At 68.1% G+C, this 21862-nt stretch carries 21 protein-coding genes and 1 pseudogene; 9 read left to right on the forward strand and 13 right to left on the reverse strand.

Annotated features, from left to right (window positions below; all coding sequences use genetic code 11):
• Positions 1-451: 451 nt before the first annotated feature.
• Positions 452-994 carry a hypothetical protein gene (locus SMIR_RS02925; protein WP_212726430.1) on the forward strand — a complete coding sequence of 181 codons (543 nt, stop codon included), beginning with the start codon at positions 452-454 and terminating at the stop codon, positions 992-994.
• A gap of 24 nt (positions 995-1018) precedes the next feature.
• On the opposite strand, the gene istB is transcribed toward SMIR_RS02925, so the two are convergent.
• The 4 genes from istB to SMIR_RS02945 form a co-directional block, all read right to left on the reverse strand.
• A complete protein-coding gene (gene istB, locus SMIR_RS02930) occupies positions 1019-1825 on the reverse strand; it encodes an IS21-like element helper ATPase IstB (RefSeq protein WP_283959543.1) in 807 nt (268 codons plus the stop codon).
• Positions 1826-1839: 14 nt separating this feature from the next.
• The gene (gene istA / locus SMIR_RS02935) at positions 1840-3477 is read right to left on the reverse strand and encodes an IS21 family transposase (RefSeq protein WP_212726432.1); all 1638 of its coding nucleotides are present in this window, start codon (positions 3475-3477) and stop codon (positions 1840-1842) included.
• Positions 3478-3682: 205 nt separating this feature from the next.
• Positions 3683-4111: a DUF4240 domain-containing protein gene (locus SMIR_RS02940; RefSeq protein WP_168501690.1), complete on the reverse strand. Its 429-nt coding sequence runs from the start codon at positions 4109-4111 to the stop codon at positions 3683-3685.
• 29 nt (positions 4112-4140) lie between these two features.
• Complete coding sequence (locus SMIR_RS02945; RefSeq protein ID WP_211119125.1) at positions 4141-5760, reverse strand: ISL3 family transposase; 1620 nt, start codon at positions 5758-5760, stop codon at positions 4141-4143.
• A gap of 862 nt (positions 5761-6622) precedes the next feature.
• Here SMIR_RS02945 and SMIR_RS02950 point away from each other — a divergent pair.
• Entirely contained in the window at positions 6623-6811 is a 189-nt protein-coding gene (locus SMIR_RS02950; RefSeq protein WP_212726433.1) for a hypothetical protein, read from the forward strand.
• Between the two features lie 479 nt (positions 6812-7290).
• On the opposite strand, the gene SMIR_RS02955 is transcribed toward SMIR_RS02950, so the two are convergent.
• From SMIR_RS02955 to SMIR_RS02965, 3 genes are all read right to left on the reverse strand, one after another.
• Entirely contained in the window at positions 7291-7788 is a 498-nt protein-coding gene (locus SMIR_RS02955) for a DUF2563 family protein (RefSeq protein ID WP_212726434.1), read from the reverse strand.
• A gap of 686 nt (positions 7789-8474) precedes the next feature.
• Positions 8475-9047: a S1 RNA-binding domain-containing protein gene (locus SMIR_RS02960; protein ID WP_212726435.1), complete on the reverse strand. Its 573-nt coding sequence runs from the start codon at positions 9045-9047 to the stop codon at positions 8475-8477.
• Positions 9048-9093: 46 nt separating this feature from the next.
• Positions 9094-10215 carry an IS630 family transposase gene (locus SMIR_RS02965; RefSeq protein WP_349636889.1) on the reverse strand — a complete coding sequence of 374 codons (1122 nt, stop codon included), beginning with the start codon at positions 10213-10215 and terminating at the stop codon, positions 9094-9096.
• A 228-nt stretch (positions 10216-10443) separates the two neighbouring features.
• On the opposite strand from SMIR_RS02965, the gene SMIR_RS02970 reads away from it, so the two are divergent.
• A complete protein-coding gene (locus tag SMIR_RS02970) occupies positions 10444-11325 on the forward strand; it encodes a PIN domain-containing protein (RefSeq protein WP_212726437.1) in 882 nt (293 codons plus the stop codon).
• An 8-nt stretch (positions 11326-11333) separates the two neighbouring features.
• Here SMIR_RS02970 and SMIR_RS02975 read toward each other — a convergent pair.
• Together SMIR_RS02975 and SMIR_RS02980 are read right to left on the reverse strand one after the other, a co-directional pair.
• Positions 11334-12156 (reverse strand): annotated as a pseudogene (locus SMIR_RS02975) (ISKra4 family transposase); the annotation flags it as partial.
• A gap of 68 nt (positions 12157-12224) precedes the next feature.
• Positions 12225-12752: a hypothetical protein gene (locus SMIR_RS02980; RefSeq protein ID WP_212726438.1), complete on the reverse strand. Its 528-nt coding sequence runs from the start codon at positions 12750-12752 to the stop codon at positions 12225-12227.
• A gap of 170 nt (positions 12753-12922) precedes the next feature.
• Here SMIR_RS02980 and SMIR_RS02985 point away from each other — a divergent pair, with 170 nt between their 5' ends.
• From SMIR_RS02985 to SMIR_RS02995, 3 genes are all read left to right on the forward strand, one after another.
• Positions 12923-13432 (forward strand): hypothetical protein, encoded by a 510-nt coding sequence (locus tag SMIR_RS02985; RefSeq protein ID WP_212726439.1) that lies wholly within the window; start codon positions 12923-12925, stop codon positions 13430-13432.
• Positions 13433-14189: 757 nt separating this feature from the next.
• Entirely contained in the window at positions 14190-16979 is a 2790-nt protein-coding gene (locus tag SMIR_RS44250; protein ID WP_212726440.1) for a helix-turn-helix transcriptional regulator, read from the forward strand.
• Between the two features lie 106 nt (positions 16980-17085).
• Positions 17086-17601, forward strand: a complete 516-nt coding sequence (locus tag SMIR_RS02995; RefSeq protein ID WP_212726441.1) for a cupin domain-containing protein — start codon at positions 17086-17088, stop codon at positions 17599-17601.
• 65 nt (positions 17602-17666) lie between these two features.
• Here SMIR_RS02995 and SMIR_RS03000 read toward each other — a convergent pair whose 3' ends face one another.
• The 4 genes from SMIR_RS03000 to SMIR_RS03015 form a co-directional block, all read right to left on the reverse strand.
• Complete coding sequence (locus SMIR_RS03000; RefSeq protein WP_249938328.1) at positions 17667-18653, reverse strand: zinc-dependent alcohol dehydrogenase family protein; 987 nt, start codon at positions 18651-18653, stop codon at positions 17667-17669.
• A gap of 263 nt (positions 18654-18916) precedes the next feature.
• On the reverse strand, positions 18917-19096 hold the full coding sequence (locus tag SMIR_RS03005; protein ID WP_212726443.1) for a hypothetical protein: 180 nt from the start codon (positions 19094-19096) through the stop codon (positions 18917-18919).
• Complete coding sequence (locus SMIR_RS03010; protein ID WP_212726444.1) at positions 19078-19368, reverse strand: YciI family protein; 291 nt, start codon at positions 19366-19368, stop codon at positions 19078-19080. The genes SMIR_RS03005 and SMIR_RS03010 overlap by 19 nt, the downstream gene beginning before the upstream one ends.
• Positions 19369-19423: 55 nt before the next feature.
• Positions 19424-19831: a nuclear transport factor 2 family protein gene (locus SMIR_RS03015; RefSeq protein ID WP_212726445.1), complete on the reverse strand. Its 408-nt coding sequence runs from the start codon at positions 19829-19831 to the stop codon at positions 19424-19426.
• Between the two features lie 343 nt (positions 19832-20174).
• On the opposite strand from SMIR_RS03015, the gene SMIR_RS03020 reads away from it, so the two are divergent.
• The 3 genes from SMIR_RS03020 (at position 20175) to SMIR_RS03030 (ending at position 21855) form a co-directional block, all read left to right on the forward strand.
• Entirely contained in the window at positions 20175-20477 is a 303-nt protein-coding gene (locus SMIR_RS03020; RefSeq protein WP_212726446.1) for a tautomerase family protein, read from the forward strand.
• A gap of 32 nt (positions 20478-20509) precedes the next feature.
• On the forward strand, positions 20510-20944 hold the full coding sequence (locus tag SMIR_RS03025; RefSeq protein ID WP_212726447.1) for a GlcG/HbpS family heme-binding protein: 435 nt from the start codon (positions 20510-20512) through the stop codon (positions 20942-20944).
• 77 nt (positions 20945-21021) lie between these two features.
• A complete protein-coding gene (locus SMIR_RS03030) occupies positions 21022-21855 on the forward strand; it encodes an alpha/beta fold hydrolase (protein ID WP_212726448.1) in 834 nt (277 codons plus the stop codon).
• The last annotated feature ends 7 nt before the right edge of the window (positions 21856-21862 follow it).

A 21862-nucleotide genomic window follows, 5' to 3' on the forward strand; every position in this document is an offset into this window, starting at 1 on the left:
CGGCTTTCGGAGCGCTCGTCGTGAGCGGCGCGCTCACCACGATTCGAGGAAGATCCCTCAGCACGTCGTTTCGGGGAAGAGGCAGAGGCGTCTTGGGCTGTTGCGTTGCGCTTTGCATGGGTGCCGTCGGCGTTCGCTCCCCGTACGACTCGGGTGCTCCCCGGCGTAAGAGGCGTCCTTCCGCGTGCTTGGGAAGGCTTCGGCCGGCCACCAGCGATCCCGTCAGCGCGGGCTGGCTGGCTTCGTCGGTGTCGATCGACTCCATCTATAGGGCTGTTCTGACTCCACCCAGCGGCTGGGGAGGTCAGTTTGGTAGGTGAGATCTGACTCCACCTGGTGGGGCCCCGAGGCGGAGCTGTTGGTTCTGGCTGTGCCGTAGGTCGGTGTGCCCTCGGAAGCGCAACTGCGCCTGCCGCGCGGAACGCGGACGGAGGGTGGATAGCCTGATCTTGTGACGGATGACGCAGGTGGGTGGCAGCAACTGGCTGACCTTCTGCCGCCGGTGGATGCCCAAGAGGTCATGGACTGCTGGGCAATCGGCGAGCAGGAGGCTGGACTCGACATCCTCGTCGCGAGCTTGCTGAGACGGGAGACGCCGATCAGCGATCGGTCGCGCGCCCAGTTGGCGGTGACCGCGGAGGTCTGGGGTCAGCGAGAGGCACTCGAACCGAAGATCATTCAGTGCCGTCGTCATGCAGACGGCGATGGCGATGTGCGGGTGATCGCTCCCGCTGATGCCGTTCCCGTGCCAGGGCCGGTGATCGGTAGCCAAAGGGAGCTGGCCGAGCAACTCGTGGTCCCCTGGATCGCATGCACCAGTTGCCAGCAGGTCCTCGGCCGGGCCCATACCCGTGAGCCCTGGGGCGACCTCTCCTACCTGGCGACGCATTACGTCCTGTTCAGCCCGGGAGCGGTGGCACGGACCCGCCTTTTCGGCCCGTCGGCGGCCAACGAGGCCTTCGCCGCCCTGATCTCCTGCACGATCTGCCAGTAGTCGGAATGCCACGCATGACCGCTTTCAGCCGGCGGCTAGGCGCTCCGCCTGCTGTTCGGCGCGGGCCCGGGTCTGCTGGAGGCGGTAGGAGTCGGTGCCGGTCTCGATGATGTTGCCGCCGAAGGTGAGCCGGTCCACGATCGCCGCGCAGAGCCGGGGGTCGGTGAAGGTCTTCGTCCACCCTCCGAACGATTCGTTCGAAGCGATCGCCACGGAGTTCTTTTCCTCACGCTCCGTCAAAACCTGGAACAGCAGCTCCGCTCCCCGACGATCAAGCTCCATATATCCAAGTTCATCGATACAAAGGAGATCGACACGGCCGTAGCGGGCGATGGTCTTGGCCAGCATCTTCTCGTCCGCGGCCTCCACCAGCTCGTTGACGAGCTTGGTCGCCAGCACGTACTTGACCCGGTACTCGTGCATCGCCGCCTCGGTGCCCAGTGCGATGAGCAGGTGCGACTTACCGGTCCCGCTGTCGCCGATCAAGCACAGCGGCAGACCCTTCTTGACCCACTCGCACTTCGCCAGCGTGTTGATCGTGGCCGGGTCGATGGCAGGGTTGGCCTCGAAATCGAACTGCCGCAACGACTTGTCGCGCGGAAAGCCAGCCGCCTTGATCCGGCGCTCGGAACGCCGCCGGGCCCGGTCATCGCACTCCGACAGCAGCAGCTCGGCGAGGAATCCGCGGTAGGTCATCTGGTCGCGAAGCGCGGCTTCGGCCAGCTCGGGATACTGGGTGCGGATGGTCGGCAGCCGGAGCATCCGGCACGAGGCGTCGACGGCGGTGTCGGCGGCCTGCTCGGTCAGTCCGCGGTTGCGCTTGGCGGTCATGGTGCCTCTTCCTGTCATGCCGGGCCGTCGGCGGGACGCCGGCGGAATCGCAGCAGCTGGTCGTAGGCGGCCACCGACGGCAGCGGCCTGGGGTCGGGCGGCAGGACGGCCAGGCGCCGCTCGGTCAGCGAGGTCACTGTCGCCCCGCCGTCCATCCGCCGATGCGGCCGCTCCTGCTCGGCGGCCTCGGTGGGCTGGTCGGCGTCGCCCCATTTGCGCGCCTCCAGCGCGACCGCGTCGGCGGTCATGGCGCCGGCCCGCAGCGCGGTCGCGATCCCGGCGACCACGTGCTCGTGGACCATGTGCCGGTGCAGCAGCAGCACGGAGATCAGCGCGCGGGTGCCCTCCGCGTCGCCGTGGGCCTTGCAGGCCGCCTGCCACCAGGCGTCGTGGACCGGGGTGAACTTGCCCGCCGACCGGGCCTGGTCCAGGGCGGTGGCCCCGGGCAGCGCACCTGGCTTGCGGACCAGTGCTTCCAGGTAGTGGTCCAGTTCCAGGCGAGAGCCGCCCTTGGCGATCAGCCGCTCGTGCCGGGCGACTTCCTTGTGCGCGTCGTAGACCACCAGCTCGGAGGCGTGCAGCACGACCCGCACCATCCGCCCGATCAGCCGCACCGGCACCGAGTAGTGGTTGGTGCGCACGCTGACCTGCGCGTATCTGTCCACCCGCAGCGAGGAGACCAGTCCGGTCTCGAACTCCTCCTCGGGCAGCGGGACCAGCAGCGGGCGCTCGACCGCGAACATCTCACCGATCGTCAGTGCCCTCTGCAGGATCCGGCGCGCGTCGTCCTCCCGGTCCCAGCGCTCCACCATCGCGTTCAGCTCGGCCAGCGACTCGACCTTCGGGACGGGGACCAGGTGGTTCCTGCGGAACCAGCCGATCTGGCCCTCGACGCCGCCCTTCTCATGGGCGCCCTCGATGCCCGGATTGCAGTAGAAACTGTTGATCGAAAAGTGCGACCGGAACGCCGTCCAGCGGTCACTCTCCACCCGCCCGCGGGTGCGGCCCAGAACCTTGCTCACCGCGGCGCGCAGATTGTCATAGCGGACCTTGCCGCGCGGCACGCCCCCGAGCACCTCAAGGGCGTGGACGTGGCCTTCCAGGAAGGCTTCCTGCCCGCACGAGGCGAAGATCTTGTGGACGGCTTTACCGCTGAACGAGAGCCGCAGCGAGAACAGGAACACCTTCGTGGGCACGCCCTGCAGGTGGATCCACACGTCACCGAAGTCGACCTCCGCCTCGTCACCGGGGCGGTGGGTCTGCGGCACGAACGCCTGAGGCGGCCCGCGGCCCTCCTCGATGCGGATCTCCGGGCGGCGCTGGAAGATGTAGGCGCGGACCATCGAGTACGTCACGCCCTGGGCGTCGTGCTCCTCGATCAGCCGATCGAAGACCCGCTTGACGGTATGCCGCTGCTTGCGCGGCGCATCCAGGTCGTCGCGCAGGATCTGGTCGATCGTCGCCTTGAACGCGTCCAGGCGCGAGCCCCGGGCGGGGAGCTGCTTGCGCGGTGTTGGCCAGACCGACTCCAGAGCCATCGCGACCGTCCTGCGGCCAACCCCGTACTTGGCCGACAACGCCCTGCTGGACAGCCCTTCGACCCGAGCGTCATGGCGGATCGCCGCGTATAACTCGACCTTCGAAACGGGCACTTGGGCCACCCAGGGGTACCTGATGCGCTTCGCATCCTCCCACCGCAAGGCCCTCGGTGGAGTCAAATCTCACCGACACCCAATCTCGCCCCGCTCCACTGGCGTCAGAACCCACCTACTGCTGGAGTCAGGACTCGGATCAGGCACAAATTCCGTGAGGAGGATCAACGGGTTCGACTTCGTCGCCAGACGTGAGCGACGGCGTTCAGTCAGCCCATCCCGCGGTGTTCGAGTACGACTCATAGGAGTAGCGGGTGTTGCGATCCCATTTTTCGCCGGTGATGCGTTCGTATGCATGGTCCGGTGTGTAGAGCAGGCTCTCGGCCCAGCTGTGGTCGGTGGCGTACGGGACAAAGTCCGCAGGGTCTCGGATGACGCTTTCGAACGCGGTGCGGCCGGCGGCGACGACCGCGCAGCGTGTGTAGAGGAAGGCGTCGCTGGACATTCCCTCTCCGTGTTCCTTGCGGTCCAGACGGTAGAGCGTCCATGACAGCTGTTCGGCGAAGCCGGTGACCACGAACAGCGGGGACTGGGCGAGGCGGTCGGTCAATTCAGCTGCAAGCCGTTCGGCGTCAGGGTCCGGTCCCGTGGGCCTGCACTCTTCGATGAGCTGCCAGAAGGCGTCTTCGTTCATGCCGGTGAGCATGACGCACCGGTCTGACACTACGGCTGCGGTGTCCCCTTGTTTCCTGCTGCCGTCAGGAGGACACGTTTGCGGAGCAGGGGGAGCTTGGCTCGTCCGAACATCTGGCGTTTGATCATCTTGATGTGGTTGACACGGCCTTCCACTGGACCGGAGTTCCAGCAGGTGGTCAGGCCCTGAACTACAGCGTCCCAGTCCTTCTCCAGACCACGGGTGAACGTGTGCAGGCCGGGCAGGTTCTCGGTGCGGGTGGCGGTGATCCAGTCTTTGAGGTGCTGGCCGGAGCGTGTTGTGAGGATCTCGGCGAAGGTGCGGACGTGCCCATGTAGGGCGGTGAGTTCGGGGCACTTGGCGAGGACTGCGGTGAACTGGTGCCGTTCTTTGTCGCCCAGGTGCTCGGGGTGCCGCATCATCCAGCCGGTGACCTGACGGACGCCCGGAGGTGCTGGGGCGACAACGCGGATCCGTAGCCGCCGCCGCGGTCGCAGATAGTCGCTGATCGTCTGGTAGCTGCCGCGGTAGCCGAGGTCCTGGAGCTCGGTGTGCAGATCGATTGCGTTGGTGGATCCTTCTGCCCAGCGTTTGTCCAGGTGAGCTTTGTAGGGATCGAGTTGGCTGGGCCGGGGCTGGCGCCGTCCGGTCAACAGTTGTTCGGGGGTCTCGGCGCGGGCGGTGCGACGCACGGTGTTGCCGCCCATGTGCAGTTCCCGGGCGATCTCGCGGATGCCGTGTCCCTGTGCTAACAGGGCGTGGACGGTCGCATGGCGTTCGCGGAAGCGTGCCTCGATGGGCGACATTTCCTTCTCGGCGTCCGCATGATCGGCAACGGCGTCGTTCGTCAGGCCCTCGTCACTGACGGCAGCCGACTTCAGGCAGTTGTTGTGGCGGCGCACGCTCCGTTCGACGGCCGTGCCGAGGTTCTGCCAGAGGTGGAAACGGTCAGCGACCTGGATCGCGTTCGGGGCACCGGTGCGGGCGCCCTCGGCGTAAGAACCGGCGCGATCACGGCAGATGATCTCGGAACCGGGATGTTCCCGCAGCCAGTTGGCCAGGGTCGCAGCATCACGGCCGGGCAACAGGTCCAGAGGCTGACCGGTCTCGCAGTCGATGAACACAGTGCCGTAATGCTGTCCGCGGCGGGTGGCGAAGTCGTCGACGCCCAGCACCTTCGGAACGGTCCAGGCCGGATCGGGTAGGGCCATCACCATCCGTAATAGTGTCGTCCGGCTCACCCGAGCGTGCAGAACAGCAGCGAGACGGCTCCCGGCCCGGCCGGCGAGCGCGACGGCGACAGCCTCCAGAACTCGCCGGGCGGCAGGCGTACGACGGCCATAGCGAACGGTCAGCCCCTCGACCTGCTCGGCAAACGTACGCCGCGAACAACGAACGTTCTCGCAGTACAGACGCCGCACGGTCAACTCGATCAGCACCGGTCGATCTCCAACCGGCGTGTCGGCAAGGCATCTTCCATACGTACTGTGCACCCGCTTGGACATCACCGCACATCCGGGGCAGGCGACCTCAGCCACCCGAGTTCTCGCCATCAGGCGAATCACTCCGCACTCGAAGAACACACGCTCCAGCAGTAACGCGCTGAGGTGCGGAAACAGATCACCGACGAGCTCATCACACCGCACCACGGTCCCAGATGACGCCACGTCACCGAGACCGAACCCCGTTGATCCTCCTCACGGAATTTGTGCCTGATCCCAGGACTCACCTACAAAGCCAGCTGGCAGCCCTGCACGCTGCGTTCCGCCCTCGGGGGCGGCCATACGGCCTCCGCCACGGGCTTGCGTGGCACCCGGGCTCGTGCCCCCGGTGCTGCCGCGACGGCCCATGGGAGTCTGCTGTTGGCTCGGGGTGCCGCCGATGACGTTGCCGCGTGGGATCGCACCAGTGGGCCGTCCTGCAGTCGGAGAGACGGGACGGCCACCAGTGATGCCGTTGGCGCCCCGAACCGGGGCAGCACTGGACGATCCACGCCCAGGCGCAGGCTGGCCCCCAGGGCCAGCGGGGCCGAGTAGCCCACGCCCCGGGATCGATGCGCGTGGGCTTCCGGACGTGCTGGGCCCTGACGGCGTGGGCACTGAACTCCGGCCACCATATGGGGAAGCTCCTCCGCGCCCTCCAGGACCCCGTGGAAGCGTCGCCCCTCCCCCGAACGCAGGCAGCAGCAGACCAGTTGGCGACGGCGTCCTGATGTCTGGAGCGCTGCCCCCCGAGTGGGGAACCGCAGGGGTGGAAGGAGCAGTTGGAATGGATGGGAGGGTGCCCACGCTGTCGATCGCCGTGTTCGTAGGGTCTGCACGACGCTCAGGCGTCGCATGTGGCAGTACCGGCTCACTCGTCGCGTGGTGACGCGAGACACCCAGCGGCACCGGGTCGGTCTCGCTTGACCTCGCGCCGAGGACAGCCGCGTGGTGGGGCGACTGCGCCCGTGATATCGGTTCCCGGCTTACCACGCCGTCGGAGGACGGGGCAGTGATGTGCGTTCCTCCATTGAGCGATTCCGGCACGAACTGCCCCGGCAGCTCCGGAAACTTCGGCGCCTCCAGTGCATTGATCCGCTCCGTCGAGGCGGTGTACGACTGGGCGAGCTTCATCATCAAGCCGCCCGCCTCGGCACTGTCGTTGGCGTACGAGGTCTTGGCTGTCTTCATCTCGGCGTCCGATGGGCCGCCGTCATGATTGCCGACATCGGTCGCCTTGGCCGCGTGCGCGTCGAGCACCGACCGTGCGGTGACACTCTGCTTCCGCAGGATCTCCAGCTGGGGCTTGACCTCGTGCAGTGTGTCCGCCGCATGGCTCAGCCACTTGCCCGCGTTCCCGCTGTAATCGCCCAGGCTCAAGGTGGTCTGGGCGGCCTGGTAGATCCACTTTCGGAACGCCTCGCCGCCCTCGCCCTCCCACTCGACCGCTAGGCTGTGGTGCCGCAGATCGGTACCGATCTCGTTGATCGTCTTCGCGGCCTGGGTCAGCAGATCGCCAAGGTCTGAGGCTGTGGCTCCGTCCGCGGCCTCGACCATGGACCACAGCTGTTCGGGGTCCTGGACCAGGAACCGGGACTGCCGGATCGACTGCCACGCCCGGCTGGCCAGATCAGACATGGAGCCACCCCGCCTTTTCCGCCGCGAACACCGCGATGCTCTCCATCGCCGACACGGGCATCACAGACTCCCCGCATCCGCGTCCGAGGACCCGGACGCCTGCTGGTCACGGCCAGGCACCCCCGAAGAGGCGCTGCTGGTACGTTCCTTCACCCCGTGCCCCGCCTGGTCACCGAGTAGCTTGTCGGCCTCGACCCGGATCCGGCTCAGACGGTCGCGGATGTCTTCGTCGAGGCTGTGGTAGCCGGCCTTCGACGCGTCGACCGTGACAACCAGCCCCTCGATCTGCAGCGCCAGCATCTTGGACAGCTTCTCCAACTGGGAGTGCACCCGCGTGTAGGCGGCGTGCAGCGCATCAGCCTCGTCGAAGTTGCCCAGCCGCCCGGCTGGCAGGGCACCGTCCGCGATCCTGTGCGGCGCAGCCTTCGACTTGTCCAGCTGAGTCAGGAGGGCATCCACCCGCTTCTTGAAGATCGTGAGCGTCTCACCCTCGACGCGCAACGCCTGGGCCATGCCGACACCGGCAGCCGTAACCGGTCCGATACCGGACGCCGCCATTGCCCCGGCAGCCGCCTCCAGTGCAGCGGCAGTTGCCTGCGGATCCCCCGCCGTACAGTCAGTTCCTCAGCAAGCACTCTAGGCTACTTACTGGTAGTGCCCCTGACATCTCCATCCGTAACAGAAGCAACTCCGGCACGATAGCTGTGATCTTGAGCCTTCACGGAATTCTGACGCCGACGAGGAGCGCAGCTGGCTGGAAAGCGCTCCTGACTAGCGTCACGGCTGCGCCACTGACGCCGTCTCTTCACTCATAGCACCCAGGGCCTGAGCATGAACGGTGTCTGCGGCCCGGCACACGAAGCAGGCCGTGAATGGCCGAGGCCAACCTGCGCTCGGGCGGCACCGCAGATCTGAGGCAGCGTGTCTGTCGGCTCGCCGAACTCAACCCCTGGGCCTTCACCACCAGATCGCGACAGCACCCCCTCGCCCGTCAGCGACGGGAATGCAGTCAGTGCCGTCGTCATGGCCGGCGACCAGTCCCGGCTGAAGGGCGGCGACCTGGTCACCTCCGGCATCCGGCGGTTCCGCACAGCGGGTCCCCCACAGCGCGAACAATCGCCATCGAAAGGGCTTGCTAGTGCTGTGACCGCAAAGGTTCACCGGCCTGGGGCGTGTGTCTTCCTTTGGCTGAGCAGATGTTCAGGAGCACTCGGGCAAGGGAACCGTCGCAGGAACGCTGCGCGTCACACGCCGGCGGATGAGCTTTGTCGTCGGGAGAGGGATAGCCTGCGTCGCCCTCGGTCGATCTCGGTGACGACCACCGTGATCTCGTCGCCGACCTGGACGACATCTGCTGGAGTCTCCACCGGTGTCCAGGCGAGCTCGCGCAGGTGAACCAGTCCCTCGATCCCGTCGGCGACCTGGACGAAGACGCCGAACGGGATCAGCTTGGTGACCTGGCCAGGCAGTTTCTGCCCCACCGCGATGGTGTCGGCGAATACCTGAAAGGGGTCCGGCTGTGTGGCTTTCAAGGACAGTCTGGCCTCCAGGTTCCATGTGTCGAACTGGAGAAACTCGCATGAGACGCGCTGCCCGACCTGCACGACGTCGGTGGCTGCCTCGAAGCGTCGCCAGGACAGTTCAGCGAAGGAGATGAACCCGACGCCGGGGAAGACCGGATGGTCGGGTCCGTCGTCCAGCGCCACGAACACACCGAACCGTTCGATCGCTGTGACGGTGCCGGAAAGGAACTCGCCGCGGTGCAGTGACTCTAGGAATGCCCAGAGTTCTGGGTTCTCAGACGGTCCACCCATCATGCTCCCAGCCTTTCACGAGGAGCTGCGCACTGGGTAGGAAGTGCGCTCACGCTGCGGTCTTGAGGGGACGTCCGCCCCAGCGGATGCCTTTCTCGCTGCGGATGCGGGCGCGTTCCTTGCGTTCGGCGGCCAGGACGTCATGGTGGCGGGCGTTGGCGTTGCGCCAGCGCAGGTAGGCGTGCAGGGCCCGTGTCTGGACGGTGTGGTTGGAGTGGTTGGAGTTGGCGATGGTGAACTGCCGCAGCGGTCCGAAGTGGGCTTCGATCGGATTCGCCCAGGATGCATAGGTCGGGGTGAAGCACAGTTCGACCTTGTTCTTCCCCGCCCAGCGACGGATGTCGGCGCCTTTGTGGGCGGACAGGTTGTCCAGGATCACGTAGATCGGGGCGCCGTCGGGCCGGGCGGCACGGATCGACTTCAGCGCGGCCAGCGTGTTGGCGGCGCCCTTTTTGCGGCGGTTGACGCCCCACAGGGTGTCGTCGCCGACCGAGTAGCAGCCGTGGAAGTACCGCACGCCGTGAGTGCGGTGGTAGGTGGCGGGCAGCCGGTCGGGACGATTCTGCTCGGCCCAGCCCGAGCCCGCGGTGGGACGGATCCCGAGCGGGCCGAACTCGTCGAAGGCGAAGACCCGGTCGGGGAAACGGTCCAGGACCTCCTCGATCCGGTCCAGCTTCGCCTCGCGGTCGGGGTCCGGGGATTCCTTCCACGTCTTGGTGCGCTGGAAGGTCACGCCGCGGCGGGCGAGCAGGCAGCGTAACGCCTCGCGGCCGATCCGGATCACGTGGCCGTGGACTTTGCGCAGGTAGGCGACGAGCTTGCGCAGGGACCAGCGGGTGAAGGGCTGGCCGAGTTTGGTCGGGCGGGTGATGGCCGTCTGGATGACGAAGTCCTCGTCGTCAGGGCTGAGCTGGCGGGGACGGCCTCCCGCCCACCGAGGGTCCAGACAGGCCAGGCCGATCTCGTTGAAGCGGTGGATCACGTCCCGGACGGTGTCCTCGTCGGCCTGCACCAGCTGGGCGATCACGGGCACCCGGTTCCCGCCGGCCGAGGCCAGCAGCATCATCGCGCGCCGGTAGCGCACCGAGTTGGTGCTGCCCCGGCGCACGATCTGCTGCAGTTTCTGCCCTTCCTGGTCGGTCAGTCTGCGCACACGGACAGGCTCGGCCACCGCACCTCCAGCGGTCGGAACGGACGTCACCCCCCATCCAACCGCCACGATCACCAAACCGGCCAACCTATGCGGTCAGAGCACTAGCAAACTACGCAGATGATCGTGTTACCCACCGAAAGGTCATACATCACCAAGATGAACTGGATCGTCCGGATCGTAGAGTGCGGTCTATTCCCGACCGCCCCGCAGAACAAGTCACCTTAAGTCCGGGCCTTTCAGGGGCAGTTGAGCAAGGTCTGCCGCCTCAGCACGGCGCTGAGGCATCAGGAGAAGTACGACGCCGCATACGAGGCCGTCAAGGAGCTGCGCAAGAACACACCTTGGCACATATCCACGCGTCTACCGGACTATGAGCCGGAAAAGGTGCGCCAGCACTGGCGAGATGCTCTCGGCGCCATCGTGGAGGTGCTGCCGCCGAGCGCGTGGGCGCTGCAAGAGGCTGCATTCCGGGAGGCGAACGTTCTCGCGCCCTGCAAGCGGGTCGCGGTAAAGGACGTTAAACACCCGGTGAAGACCGGTTCCCGTGACGCCGCGATCTGGCTGACCGCTGTCGAGTACGCGCGTCAGAACCCGGATGAGACTGTGTACTTCGTCAGCAAGAACACGAACGACTTCGGGGACGGCTCCTCATACAAGGCGCCGATGAGCACAGACCTTCAAGGTCTGGAGGAGCGGTTCAAGCACTACACCTCCCTGGACCCGGTCGTCGCCCAGTTCACTCAGCCCACCGAGTTGGACGAGGCTGCGGTACTGGATCGCCTGGGAAGCCCCGAGGCGGCGGCCGCCATCTCCGCGGAGGCAGCGGCCAAGTGGACGTTCGACGCAACCCGGTACTGGGAACCCGGCGTTCCTCGCTTCGCTTGCTCGCTCTGGCCGTCCGCCAACACGGACGGTAGCGAAATGCCCGGTGCGCGGATGCTCGCCACAGGCTGGTTGCACGGGCCTAAGATCCACCGGGGACTAGTCAGCGACGTGAGCGCCTATCGCATCGGTGAGCATGTGTGGTGCACCGCTACGGTGCGTTGGCGCCTCACCGGCTTGATTCTGGCTAAGTGGTCAACGCTCGAACTGCTTCGGGGGTTGACCCCAGAGCAGGACTTGTGGTGAGACCGGTCCGGGCGTCTTGGTTGCAGAGTGAGGCTGCTGCCAGGGTAGGACCGCCGTGTCAGCGCCCGGGACTTGCGGTTGGGTATCTCGCCCGGGGCCAGGCGGCCGCGCCGCCCGGCCGCCGCACTCTTGGCCGTGTCCTGGCGGGTGGCCTCGCGCAGGGCCTCGGGCCGCATCACCACGCCCTTCCCGTCGATCTGGATGATCAGCGGCATCTCGCGGGTGCACGGGGTGGGGATCTTCACCGCGTAGGGTGGGGATCTTCACCGCGTAGTAGGCGGCGATGTCGACGGCGGCGGCGACCACCAGTTCTTTGAGGCGGCGCTTGCCCAGTACCTTCCCGCACCTCTCCTCGATCGCGGCGGCGGCCTGGTCGAACGAACTGCGGACCGCTCCCAGGATCGCGAGCCGGGCCAGCCCGCGTGAGTGCCGGCCGGCGGGCAGCGACAGTGCCGCGTCCGCCGGGTGCACGTTGGCAACGCCGCGGCCGCGATAGGCGATCCGGGTCACTCGCACCGGCCCGAACATGCAGGTCAGCAGGCGTCGGTGATCCCTCTCCCGCCAGGTCCGAGGCTGTCCTTCCGGCCCCAGTACCACCGGCCGTTCTCCTTCCGCTCGCGCTGTGTCCTCCTCCTTCCTGGCTCGCCGATCGAGGTGGTCCTGCATCAGCTGCCGCAGCAGTTCACGCCCCAACTGTTCGAGCTGGGCTTCCAGTTCGTCATGAGGCATGTCCGCTGCCGGGCCGTCGGCCAGCGTCGAGATGAGGCGTTCGAAGGCATCGCGGGAGGCAAAGTACGGATCAGGTTCACCCAAGGCGTCATACGGTTCCATCGGGGCTCTTCTTCGAGAGTGATTCGTTTTGGTTGGCACCTACGAATCTACGGAGAAGAGCCCCTTGGTCACTGGGAGTTGACGCGGTCCCGCCCCGGGCCCTGTCGGGCGAGGGTGAACTGTCCCGGCGCGCCCTCGTCCAGCCAACCCCGCTCCACCAGCCGCTTCAACTTTCCCCGGGTCCCCTCGATCTTCCTGGTCGTCGTCGGCAGACCGATCCGCGGCATGATCTGCTTGGCCTGCACCGGTCCCGGCGCGTCAGCGATGATCTCTACGATGTCCCGGTAGACATCCGGCAACACCGCCACGACCAGACCCTCCCGCCACGGCGGCACCATCATCACCCCGACGCCATGAGGCGCCGACGTCTCGTGCGGTCCCTGAACATCCCCCGCCGCAACGTCCGGCTCGGTGTCCGAGGCCGACAGCTCCGCCAGCACCTGCGCGACGGTCTCCCGCGTGATCTCAAGACGCGACAGATCCTCCCGCGCCTTCTCCAGCCGGAGGGCCAACTCCGCCGCCTCGGTTTGGAGTTCCTCTACTCGCTGCCGAGCCGCGGCCTCCCGCGCCTCAAGCTCCTTCGGCAAAGACACCATGGCGTCCCACCTCCACCCCGCAACGGTAGAAGCAAGCCGCCGCCTTCCACCCTGCCAATGAATATCTACCCAGGTCAGCTACCCCGAGAGGAATCACATCCGAACTCGTTGGCGCTGACGCGAGGAGGATGCGAGGCTGCCGTCCCCAGGCACCGATGGAGAAGGCCCAGATGACGCACGACGAGGCACTCGAGCAGCTCAGCCATATCGCGCGCGAGAGGGCGTTCGAAAGGCATGTCGGATCCGACCGACTCATCCAGGCCGGGGTGGATGCCCTGATGGCCGGCGTTGAGAGTCCCTCACTCGCCATGCTGGCGGGGCTCCTGCGCAGCGAGGAGCCCGAAGCACCTGCACTATTCGACCAGGTGCTGGAGGAGCTGGGGCTGGCTTTTCACCCGCCGGCCGACCCCCGGGCCGCGAAATGGGCGATGGCCTACTGGATCGCCGGCCAGATCGCGGACGGGTCTCTCGACCCGGCCACCGGCACACACCTCATCTGGGCAGACATCGCTTACGACCTTGGAAATCCAGAAGATCTGGAGCCCCTAGTCCACTGCGCACACAATCTGGACGGCTGGGAAGAGAGCTGGGGTGTCTCACGTGAAGAGCTCAACCGGGAAGCAGTCGAGGCTGCCAACCAGTTCCTGAGCAAACGACCAAGGCACGACGGCGGGCGCTGACCGAACCGAGCATCACTTCAAAGGATCCGCACCCATCCCGGTTTTCGGGCAAGGTGGCGCTAACCTCGGGCTTTCGCTGGCCAGCTTCGGGATTCACCCCCGAGAAACCTACGCATTGCGAGACCGTGAGCGATCATGTCGCCCTGTGATTCGTCGTGCTGCGTGGTGACGTTGTGCCTGATCAGAGCATGTGTGGCAGGTTGACTCGTACCACCTGATGCTGCGCCGTCCAAAGGCGTCCGGCCACCGGCTGGCCACCGGGGGGTCTTTGCTGGTGGCGGGAAGCAGGGTCACCGAGATTGTCGGTCTTCGACAACCCCTTCACACACGTGTCGGACCTCCCGCAGGTCGCTCCGGAGAAGGCCCCCATTTCCAGCGATCTCAGTCACGGTTCCCGTGACGACCTGCCCACGGTGCAGGGTCTTGAGGAAAGAGCAGTCTCGATCGCTGGGACCTTCGGACGACCCCGTTGGCCGGGGCATGCGTCAGGCGGTTCAGGACCTACCGGGCACTGCTTGGGACAAATCACCCGACTCCCCGGCCCTGCGGACAGAGGGGCTATGCGGCGCGCCGTCGCATAGGGTTGGGACAACCGAGGGGGATTTCGGACACAGCGGATGATCATGCGGCAGTCGCGACGGCGAGGCGCCCTGGTCGTGCCCGGCCCAGGACCTGCGCACGGTGTGCTTACGCAACCTCCTTGCGCTTCCGTGAGGTGATCGACAAAAGGTTTCACACGGCAAGAGGAGCCATCCCGATGACCGCGGAACGGGAAAGATCCGGGCACGGCCCGGCCGCGTCCGACCTGACGGGACGTTCCAGCGAGCTGGACCTCATCAAGGCCCTCATCGAGGACACCGGCAAGCTGGGCGGCTCGCTCACACTCTTCGGCGAACCCGGAGTGGGCAAATCCGCGCTGCTCGACGCGGCCGCCGATCTGGCCCTGGCGAACGGCATGCGGACGCTGCGGGCGGCCGGGGCCGAGTTCGAGGCCAATATCGCGTTCGCGGGGCTCAACCAACTGCTGGTGCCGCTGGCTCCGATGTTCCTTCGGCTCGACTCGTCCCACGAGAGCGTCCTGCGGGTGGCGCTAGGCTTCGGCGACGGTCCGACTCCCTCGCGCCTCCTGATCGCGACCGCGACACTGTCGCTGCTCCTGCTCGCCGCGCAGGATCAACCGCTGGTGGTAATCGTCGACGACACTCAGTGGCTCGACGGCGCGAGCGCCGACGTGCTGGCGTTCGTGGCCCGACGGGTCGCCGGCACCGCGGCGCGTGTCCTGACGGCGGTCCGCACCGCCGAGCAGCCGCCGGCCGACGACGTCAGCAGCCTCACCATCCACTCCCTCGACGACGCGGCGGCCGAGTCTCTGCTGATCGGGCGCTACCCGGATCTCGCCGAGCCCGTGCGCCGGCGCATCGTGACCGAGGCGCAGGGGAACCCGCTCGCCCTGGTCGAACTGCCGGCCATGCTGACCCCGGACCGGTACCCGACCGCCGACGCCCTGCCCGCCGTGCTGCCGTTGTCCGAGCGGCTCAGCCGGACGTTCACCTCCCGCGTCTCCGCACTCGCTCCCGAGACCCAGGACCTGCTGTTGCTGCTCGCTCTGGACGGCTCGGGTCGGGCGCTGTCGGACGAGGGGGTGGTGGGCCCCGGTGCCGCGGCCCAACTGGACATCGCCGAACACGAGCGCATCGTCGTGGTCGACCGACAGCACACGGTGGTCTTCCGCCACCCGCTGGTGCGCTCCGCGGTGGTCGAACTGGCCGGGCCCGAGGCCCGGCGCAGGGCCCACCGGGCGCTCGCCAAGGGCCGGGCCCTGGATCCGGGGCACCGGGCCTGGCACCTGGCGGACGCCTCCTTCGGTCCCGACGAGGAGGTGGCCAGCCTGCTGCAACGCGAGGCGATCCAGGCCCTCAAGCGCGGGGACCCTACGGCCGCGGTGGCGGCGATGACCCGCTCGGCGGACCTGAGCCCTGACCTCCAGCACCGCTCGCAGCGGCTGGCGGCGACCGCGTACTTCGCCGCCGAGGTCATGGGCGACCTGCGGTCGGTGTCGAGCCTGCTGAGCGATGCCCGGCGGGTGAACGCGGGCGTGGGCTCGCTGGCCGCCGCTTCCGCGGCGGCTTCACTGCTGCTGTATTCCGACGGGGACGTCATCTCCGCTTACCGGGTGATCAGCGCCGCGCTGCGGGCCCCGGATGTCGAGCCCGCCGCGGAGGAGGTCAACTCGGCGATCTGGATCCTGTCGCTGACCGTTGCCCTCAACGGGCGCAAGGAGATGTGGGACTCCTACCGCGAGCTGGTGGAGCGGTACCGCGACATGCTGCCCGAGTCCGTGCTGATCCGCTCCGAGATCGCCACCAACCCCGCCACCGCCTCGCCCGAGACACTGGCCACCCTGGACCGGCAGATCGCGGACCTGGCCACCGAGCGCGACCCCGGGCAGATCATCCGCATCGCCTACGTCGCCAACGACGTGGACCGCCTCGCCGACCTGCGCGAACCGCTCCTGCGGGTGTGGCGCGAAGGCAGGCAGGCGGGTGTGGTCGCCTCGGTGACCAACGCGCTGATGCTGTTGTGCGGGGAGAGCTACCTGGCCGGGCGCTGGGACGACACGATGCGCTTCGCCGAGGAGGGCCTGGATCTCGTCGAGGCGTACGGGTACCTGGAGTTCGTCTGGTACCTGAAGTACAGCAAGGCCCTGGCCGCCGCCGCACTGGGCCAGCAGGACGTGGCGGAGGAACCGCTGGAGTGGATGCTGTCCTGGTCGCTCCCGCGCCAGGCCTTCATCGTGCCGCAGCACGTGTACCGGGTGCGGACGCTCGCCGCCATCGGCCGCGGCGACTACGAGACCGCGTACGCCGAGGCGGCCCGGATCAGCCCGCGCGGGGTGGAAGGCGGCACCGCCCAGCAGTTGCAGCTGTTCGTGGCCTACGACCTGGTCGAGGCGGCCGTACGGACCGGCCGCACCGAACAGGCCCGGGGGTTCGTCGACGCGATGCTGCGCATGGGCATCGCGAAGATCTCCTCGCGCTGGGCGCTGCTCGTGGCGGGGGCCCAGGGGCTGGTGTCCCAGGGGGAGGTGGCGAGCGCCCACTTCGAGCGGGCCCTTGTGGCGGCGCCGGAGGATCTGTGGCCCTTCGAGCGTGCGCGGGTGCTGCTGGCGTACGGCGAGCACCTGCGCCGGGAGCGGGCCACCGTCGAGTCGCGTGTGCACCTGGTCGCGGCGCTGGCGCTGTTCGATCGGCTGCGGGCCGCGCCGTGGGCCGAGCGCGCCAGGAACGAGATGAGGGCCACCGGCCTGTCGCGCCGCCCGGCCGACGCGAGCCAGGTCCAGCTCACCCCGCAGGAGCTGCAGATCGCCACGCTCGCGGCGTCGGGGCTGACGAACAAGGCGATCGGGGAACGGCTGCACCTGTCCGCGCGCACCGTCAGCGGGCACCTCTACAACGTGTTCCCCAAGCTCGGCGTCACCGCGCGCGCCGGCCTGCGCGACGCGCTCACCGCCCTGGGCGAGCAGCACCATGATCCGGAGTTTCCGTAACCAGAGGGAACAACCAGGTCGGATGACTGGTGCGAGCCGTATACCCCCGGGATGACGATTCGGTTGTCACCGCCGCTCGGCGGGACAACCCGTACAGGAGCCACTGATGAGTTTCGTCGTACCCGAATCCCCTGCCGGCCCGCAGCCCCGGGGTGGTGGCCTGCACGTTCCCGCCGCCGAGGGCATCACCACGTGGTTCAACGGAGACATATACACGACCAAGCTCACCGCTGAGCAGTCCAACGGGGCGTTCGGTTTCGTGGAGGCCAGCGTGCCTCCGGGCGGCGGGCCTGCTCCGCATGTCCACGCGCACACCGACGAGACGTTCTACCTCGTCTCCGGGGAGCTGGAGTTCCTCGACGGCGACCGGGAGTTCACCGCGCGCACCGGCGACCTGGTGTTCTGCCCGCGAGGGAACACCCACCGGTTCACCAACACCGGGCTGCACCCGGCGAAGCTGGTGTTCATGTACACCCCAGGAGGAGCCGAGGGCCTGTTCGTCGAAGGCGGCGACGAGCCCCGCCCAGGCATGCAGGTGCAGCCGTGGGGGCCCGAGCGTATCGACGAGCGGATGCTGGGCCTGCTGGCCAAGTACGACACGGGCCTGCCCGCCGCGCCGTAGCGGTAGCTGAACAGCAAGGAGCCCGGTAGCGCGATGGTGGCGCTACCGGGCTCCTTGCTGTTGGGTCAGGCGTCGATGTCGATGACGATCTTGGCGTGGGCCGAGCCGTCCTCGACGGCCGCGTGGGCCTGGGCGATCGTCTCCAGGCTGTAGCGGCGGGGATCGAGCAGCGGCTTGAGCAGGCCTGCGTCGGCCAGGGCGGCGGCTTCGCGCAGGATCTCGCCGTGGTGCTCGCGGCCGTTACCGGTGAGCATGGGCAGCAGGGTGAAGACCCCGGAGTAGGTGGCGCCACGGAACGAGAGCGGGGCCAGGCTGTGGCTGCCCCAGCCCAGGGCACTCAGGACGTGGCCGGTGTAAGGGCGCACCGCGGCGAAGGAGTTGTCCAGGACGGTGCCCCCGACGGTATCGAAGACGATGTCGAAACCCTCGCCGCCGGTGTGGGCGGCGACGTACTCCTCCACCTCGGTGGTGGCGTAGTCAATCGCGGTGGCGCCGAGCTGGCGGACGGTCTCGGCGTCGGCGGCCGAGGCGGTGGCGAAGACCTCGGCACCGCGGGCGCGGGCGATCTGTACCGCGACGTGGCCGATGCCGCCCGCTCCGCCGTGCACCAGGACCTTGTGCCCGGCACCGACCTGAGCCCGGTCCACCAGCCCCTCCCATGCGGTGACCACCGACAGCGGCAGCGCCGCGGCCTCGCGCATGGTCAAGGTGGCGGGCTTGTCGGCGAGCAGGCGGGCGTCGGCGGCGGCGTACTGGGCCAGTGATCCCTGCAGGTCACCGACACCGCCGCTCAGCCCGTACACCTCGTCGCCGACGGCGAAGCCGGTTACCTGCGACCCAACCTCCTCGACAGTGCCGGCCAGGTCCAGGCCCAGCACCGCGGGCAGGACAGCACGGGCGTGTGCGGCCAGACCGGCACGGATCTTGGTGTCCAGGGGGTTCACGCCGCTGGCGGCGATCTTGACCAGGACCTGGCCGGGGCCGGGCACCGGTGTGGCGATGTCGGCCAGTTCCAGCGGGGTGGCGAATTGTCTGAGCACGGCTGCGCGCATGGTCACTGTCTTTCGGTGGGTCCGGGTGGTGGCCGCCGTCATGAGGGGCGGTGGAGCTGGGGATGGGCCGGTCGCGCGGGGGTCGCCAGGTCGAGAACTGCGAGAAGCCGGGCTGAGCCGGTGTCGGTAGGAGTGGACGACCACGTCCACATAGCCCTCGTTTGGAAAGGCCTGTGCGGTGCGGTCCAGAAGCGCGTCGTCGAAGTCCCGGTCGGGTGAGTTGCGCCGCCGGATCACCTCGGCGATGTCGCGGCGGTTGCCGCTCAGGCCGCGCCGTCCGCGTTCGCCGCGACGACGTCGGCCCCCAGCGCCGCCTGCTGCCCCGACCGGCCCGTCTCGAAGTAGGCGACGTCCAGGACACCGGCCCGCACGGTGCGCGGGGTGCCGAGCCCGGCAGAGCCCACGGATGTCGTCGCTGCGGGGATCACGGCTGTAGCAGCCACTGGGCCTCGGTGCTCGCGCGTGAGGGGCGCCAGTCGATGACCGTGTGCGTGGCCACCTCGGCGATGCCGAAGGGGTCCAGGGCCAGGATTCGGCCCAGTGCCTCGCGGTCGGCGGCCCGGGCCAGGACGAGGCCGCCCGTCCTGGGTTCCTGGCGGCCCGAGGCGAGGAAGTGGCCGGCCGCGTAGTTCTCCTCCAGCCAGGCGTTGTGGGCTTCCAGGTGGCGGTCGATCTCTTCGAGCGGCGCGGTGTAGTTCAGGATCACGATGAACATGGCGTGCACTTCCGATCTTCGGACGGGGCGGTCAAGGGGGGTGAGGCGGTAGGGGTCAGGCGGGCTGGACCCGGGCCCAGAAGTCGTTGAACTCGACGCTGTCGAAGAACGCGACAGCGCTGACGATCCGCTGGTCACGCATGGTCAGGAACCAGGCGTAGGTGTTGTCGTAGCGCGAGCCGTCCCGCACCGTGGCGCTCGCGTCGAACAGGGCGACCACGGTGTCCCCGTCGGCGTACAGCGCGCGGACGGACGGCACCAGCGGGCTGCTCATCCGGGCGTTGAACGGGGCGATGACCGTGGAGAGGAACGCCTCGCGGGTGGGGTAGGTGCCGGAGGCGACGCTGTTGCCGACGATGGTCCAGTCGGCGTCCTCGGCCAGGAGGTCGAACACCCCGCCGGTACCGGCGGCCCAGGCGTCGAACGCCTCCGCGACCAGCTGCTTGTTGGATTTCTCGGACATGGGGTTTCTCGTTTCATCGGTGAGGGATTCGGCGGCTGTGCCGTCCCTATCCATGGTCGTCGCCGCCCCACGGCCGGGCATGAGTCATCCGACCCGGGTTTCACCGACCCTGGCCCACCTGGGCGGGTACGGCCACCGGCCCGGTGCGCCCGTCGCAGGCGCACAGCACACCCGGTGCGGTGGTGTTGCCGCGGGCCGCACGGCTCTGGTGCGAGGGCGGCGCCGCACAAAGGCCCTTCGCAGTCAGGTCGGATGACTGGTGCGGGCCGGATGCCCCCGGGATGACGATTCAGTTGTCCCCGCCGCTCGGCGGGACAACGCATCCCGACCCAAGGAGCACCCCATGCCGTTCGTCAACGTCAAGCTGGTCGACGGAGTGTTCACCCCCCAGGAGAAGCACGACATGGCCGCCGCCCTGACCGAGGTGATGGTCAAGTTCGAGGGATCCGAGGCCTTCCGCGAGGTCGTCTGGGTCCTCATCGAGGAACTCCACACCGACGGCTGGCACATCGGCGGCAAGCCCTTCGCCGGCCCCGCCTCCCTCCTGGACACCCTCGGCCGCTCCGCCGCCACCTACCAGACCATCGACGGCCACCCCGTCACCCGCCCCGACCTCGCCAAGGCCGCCCCCTACGTGGAGAAGTAACACCACCCCGCACGACCTGAAGAGGAACGGCCATGCCCATCACGCAGATCTCGCCCGTCATCCTCACCCTGGACGACGCGGCCACGGCCACCGCCGCAGGCGTCCACAAGGCCACTGAGCTCGGGGTCCCGTACACCTTCACGGTCCTCGACGGCGGCGGCAACACCGTGCTGGTGACCCGGATGGACGGCGCGGCGCTCGCCTCCATCGACACCTCCCGGGCCAAGGCCCGCACCGCGGTGTACTTCGGCGCCGCGACCGCGGATCTGGCCCCCGCGGTGCAGTCCGGCGCCCCGCTGTCCTCGATCCAGACCGCCACCACGCTCCCGCTGGCCTTCGTCGCCGGCGGCGTCCCGATCACCGACGCCCGCGGGGTCGTCGTCGGGGCGCTGGGAGCGGGCGGCGGATCACCCGCGCAGGACCACGAGGTCGCCGCCTTCGCGGTCCAGGCCCTGCGCCGGCCCTGAACCGGCGGCCCTCCTCCTCCCCCCTTTCCCCGCGCTACCGCGTCACATCCGATCCCTCCCGCTCAGGAAGCGAAGCCATGCCCTACATCACCGTCGCCAAGGAAAACACCACCGATGTCGACCTGTACTACGAGGACCACGGCGAGGGCTCGCCCGTCGTGCTGATCCACGGCTACCCGCTGGACGGCAAGTCCTGGGAGCTGCAGATCCCGGCGCTCCTTGAGGCCGGACACCGCGTCATCACCTACGACCGCCGGGGCTTCGGCCAGTCGAGCCAGCCCACCACCGGCTACGACTTCGACACCTTCGCCAACGATCTCGACGTGCTGCTCGACGTGCTGCGGCTCAAGGACGTCGCCCTGGTCGGCTTCTCGATGGGTACCGGCGAGATAGGTCGCTACATCGGCACCCACGGCACCGCCAACCTGCGCAAGGTCGCGTTCCTGGCACCCATCGAGCCGTTCCTGCTGCAGACTCCCGACAACCCCACCGGCCTGCCTGCCAGCGTGTTCGACGGGATCATCTCGGCCGCGCAGCAGGACCGGTACGCCTGGTTCACCAGCTTCTTCAACGACTTCTACAACCTCGACGTGAACCTGGGCACCCGCATCAGCGAGGAGGCGGTGCGGGGCAGCTGGATCACCGCCACGCGCATGTCCCCGTTCGCGTCCTCGGCCGTGGTGCCCAGCTGGCACACCGACATGCGCGCCGACATCGCGAAGATCGACGTGCCGACGCTCATCCTGCAGGGAACCGCCGACCGGATCCTGCCGATCGACGCCACCGGGCGACAGTTCACCAAGGCGGTGCCCGCGGCGCAGTACGTCGAGATCGACGACGCCCCCCACGGGCTGCTGTGGACCCACGCGGACCAGGTCAACACCGCGCTCGTCGACTTCCTGGCTTCCTAGTCGTCAC

Origin of the sequence: Streptomyces mirabilis (assembly GCF_018310535.1) — a bacterium.
Lineage (GTDB): Bacteria > Actinomycetota > Actinomycetes > Streptomycetales > Streptomycetaceae > Streptomyces.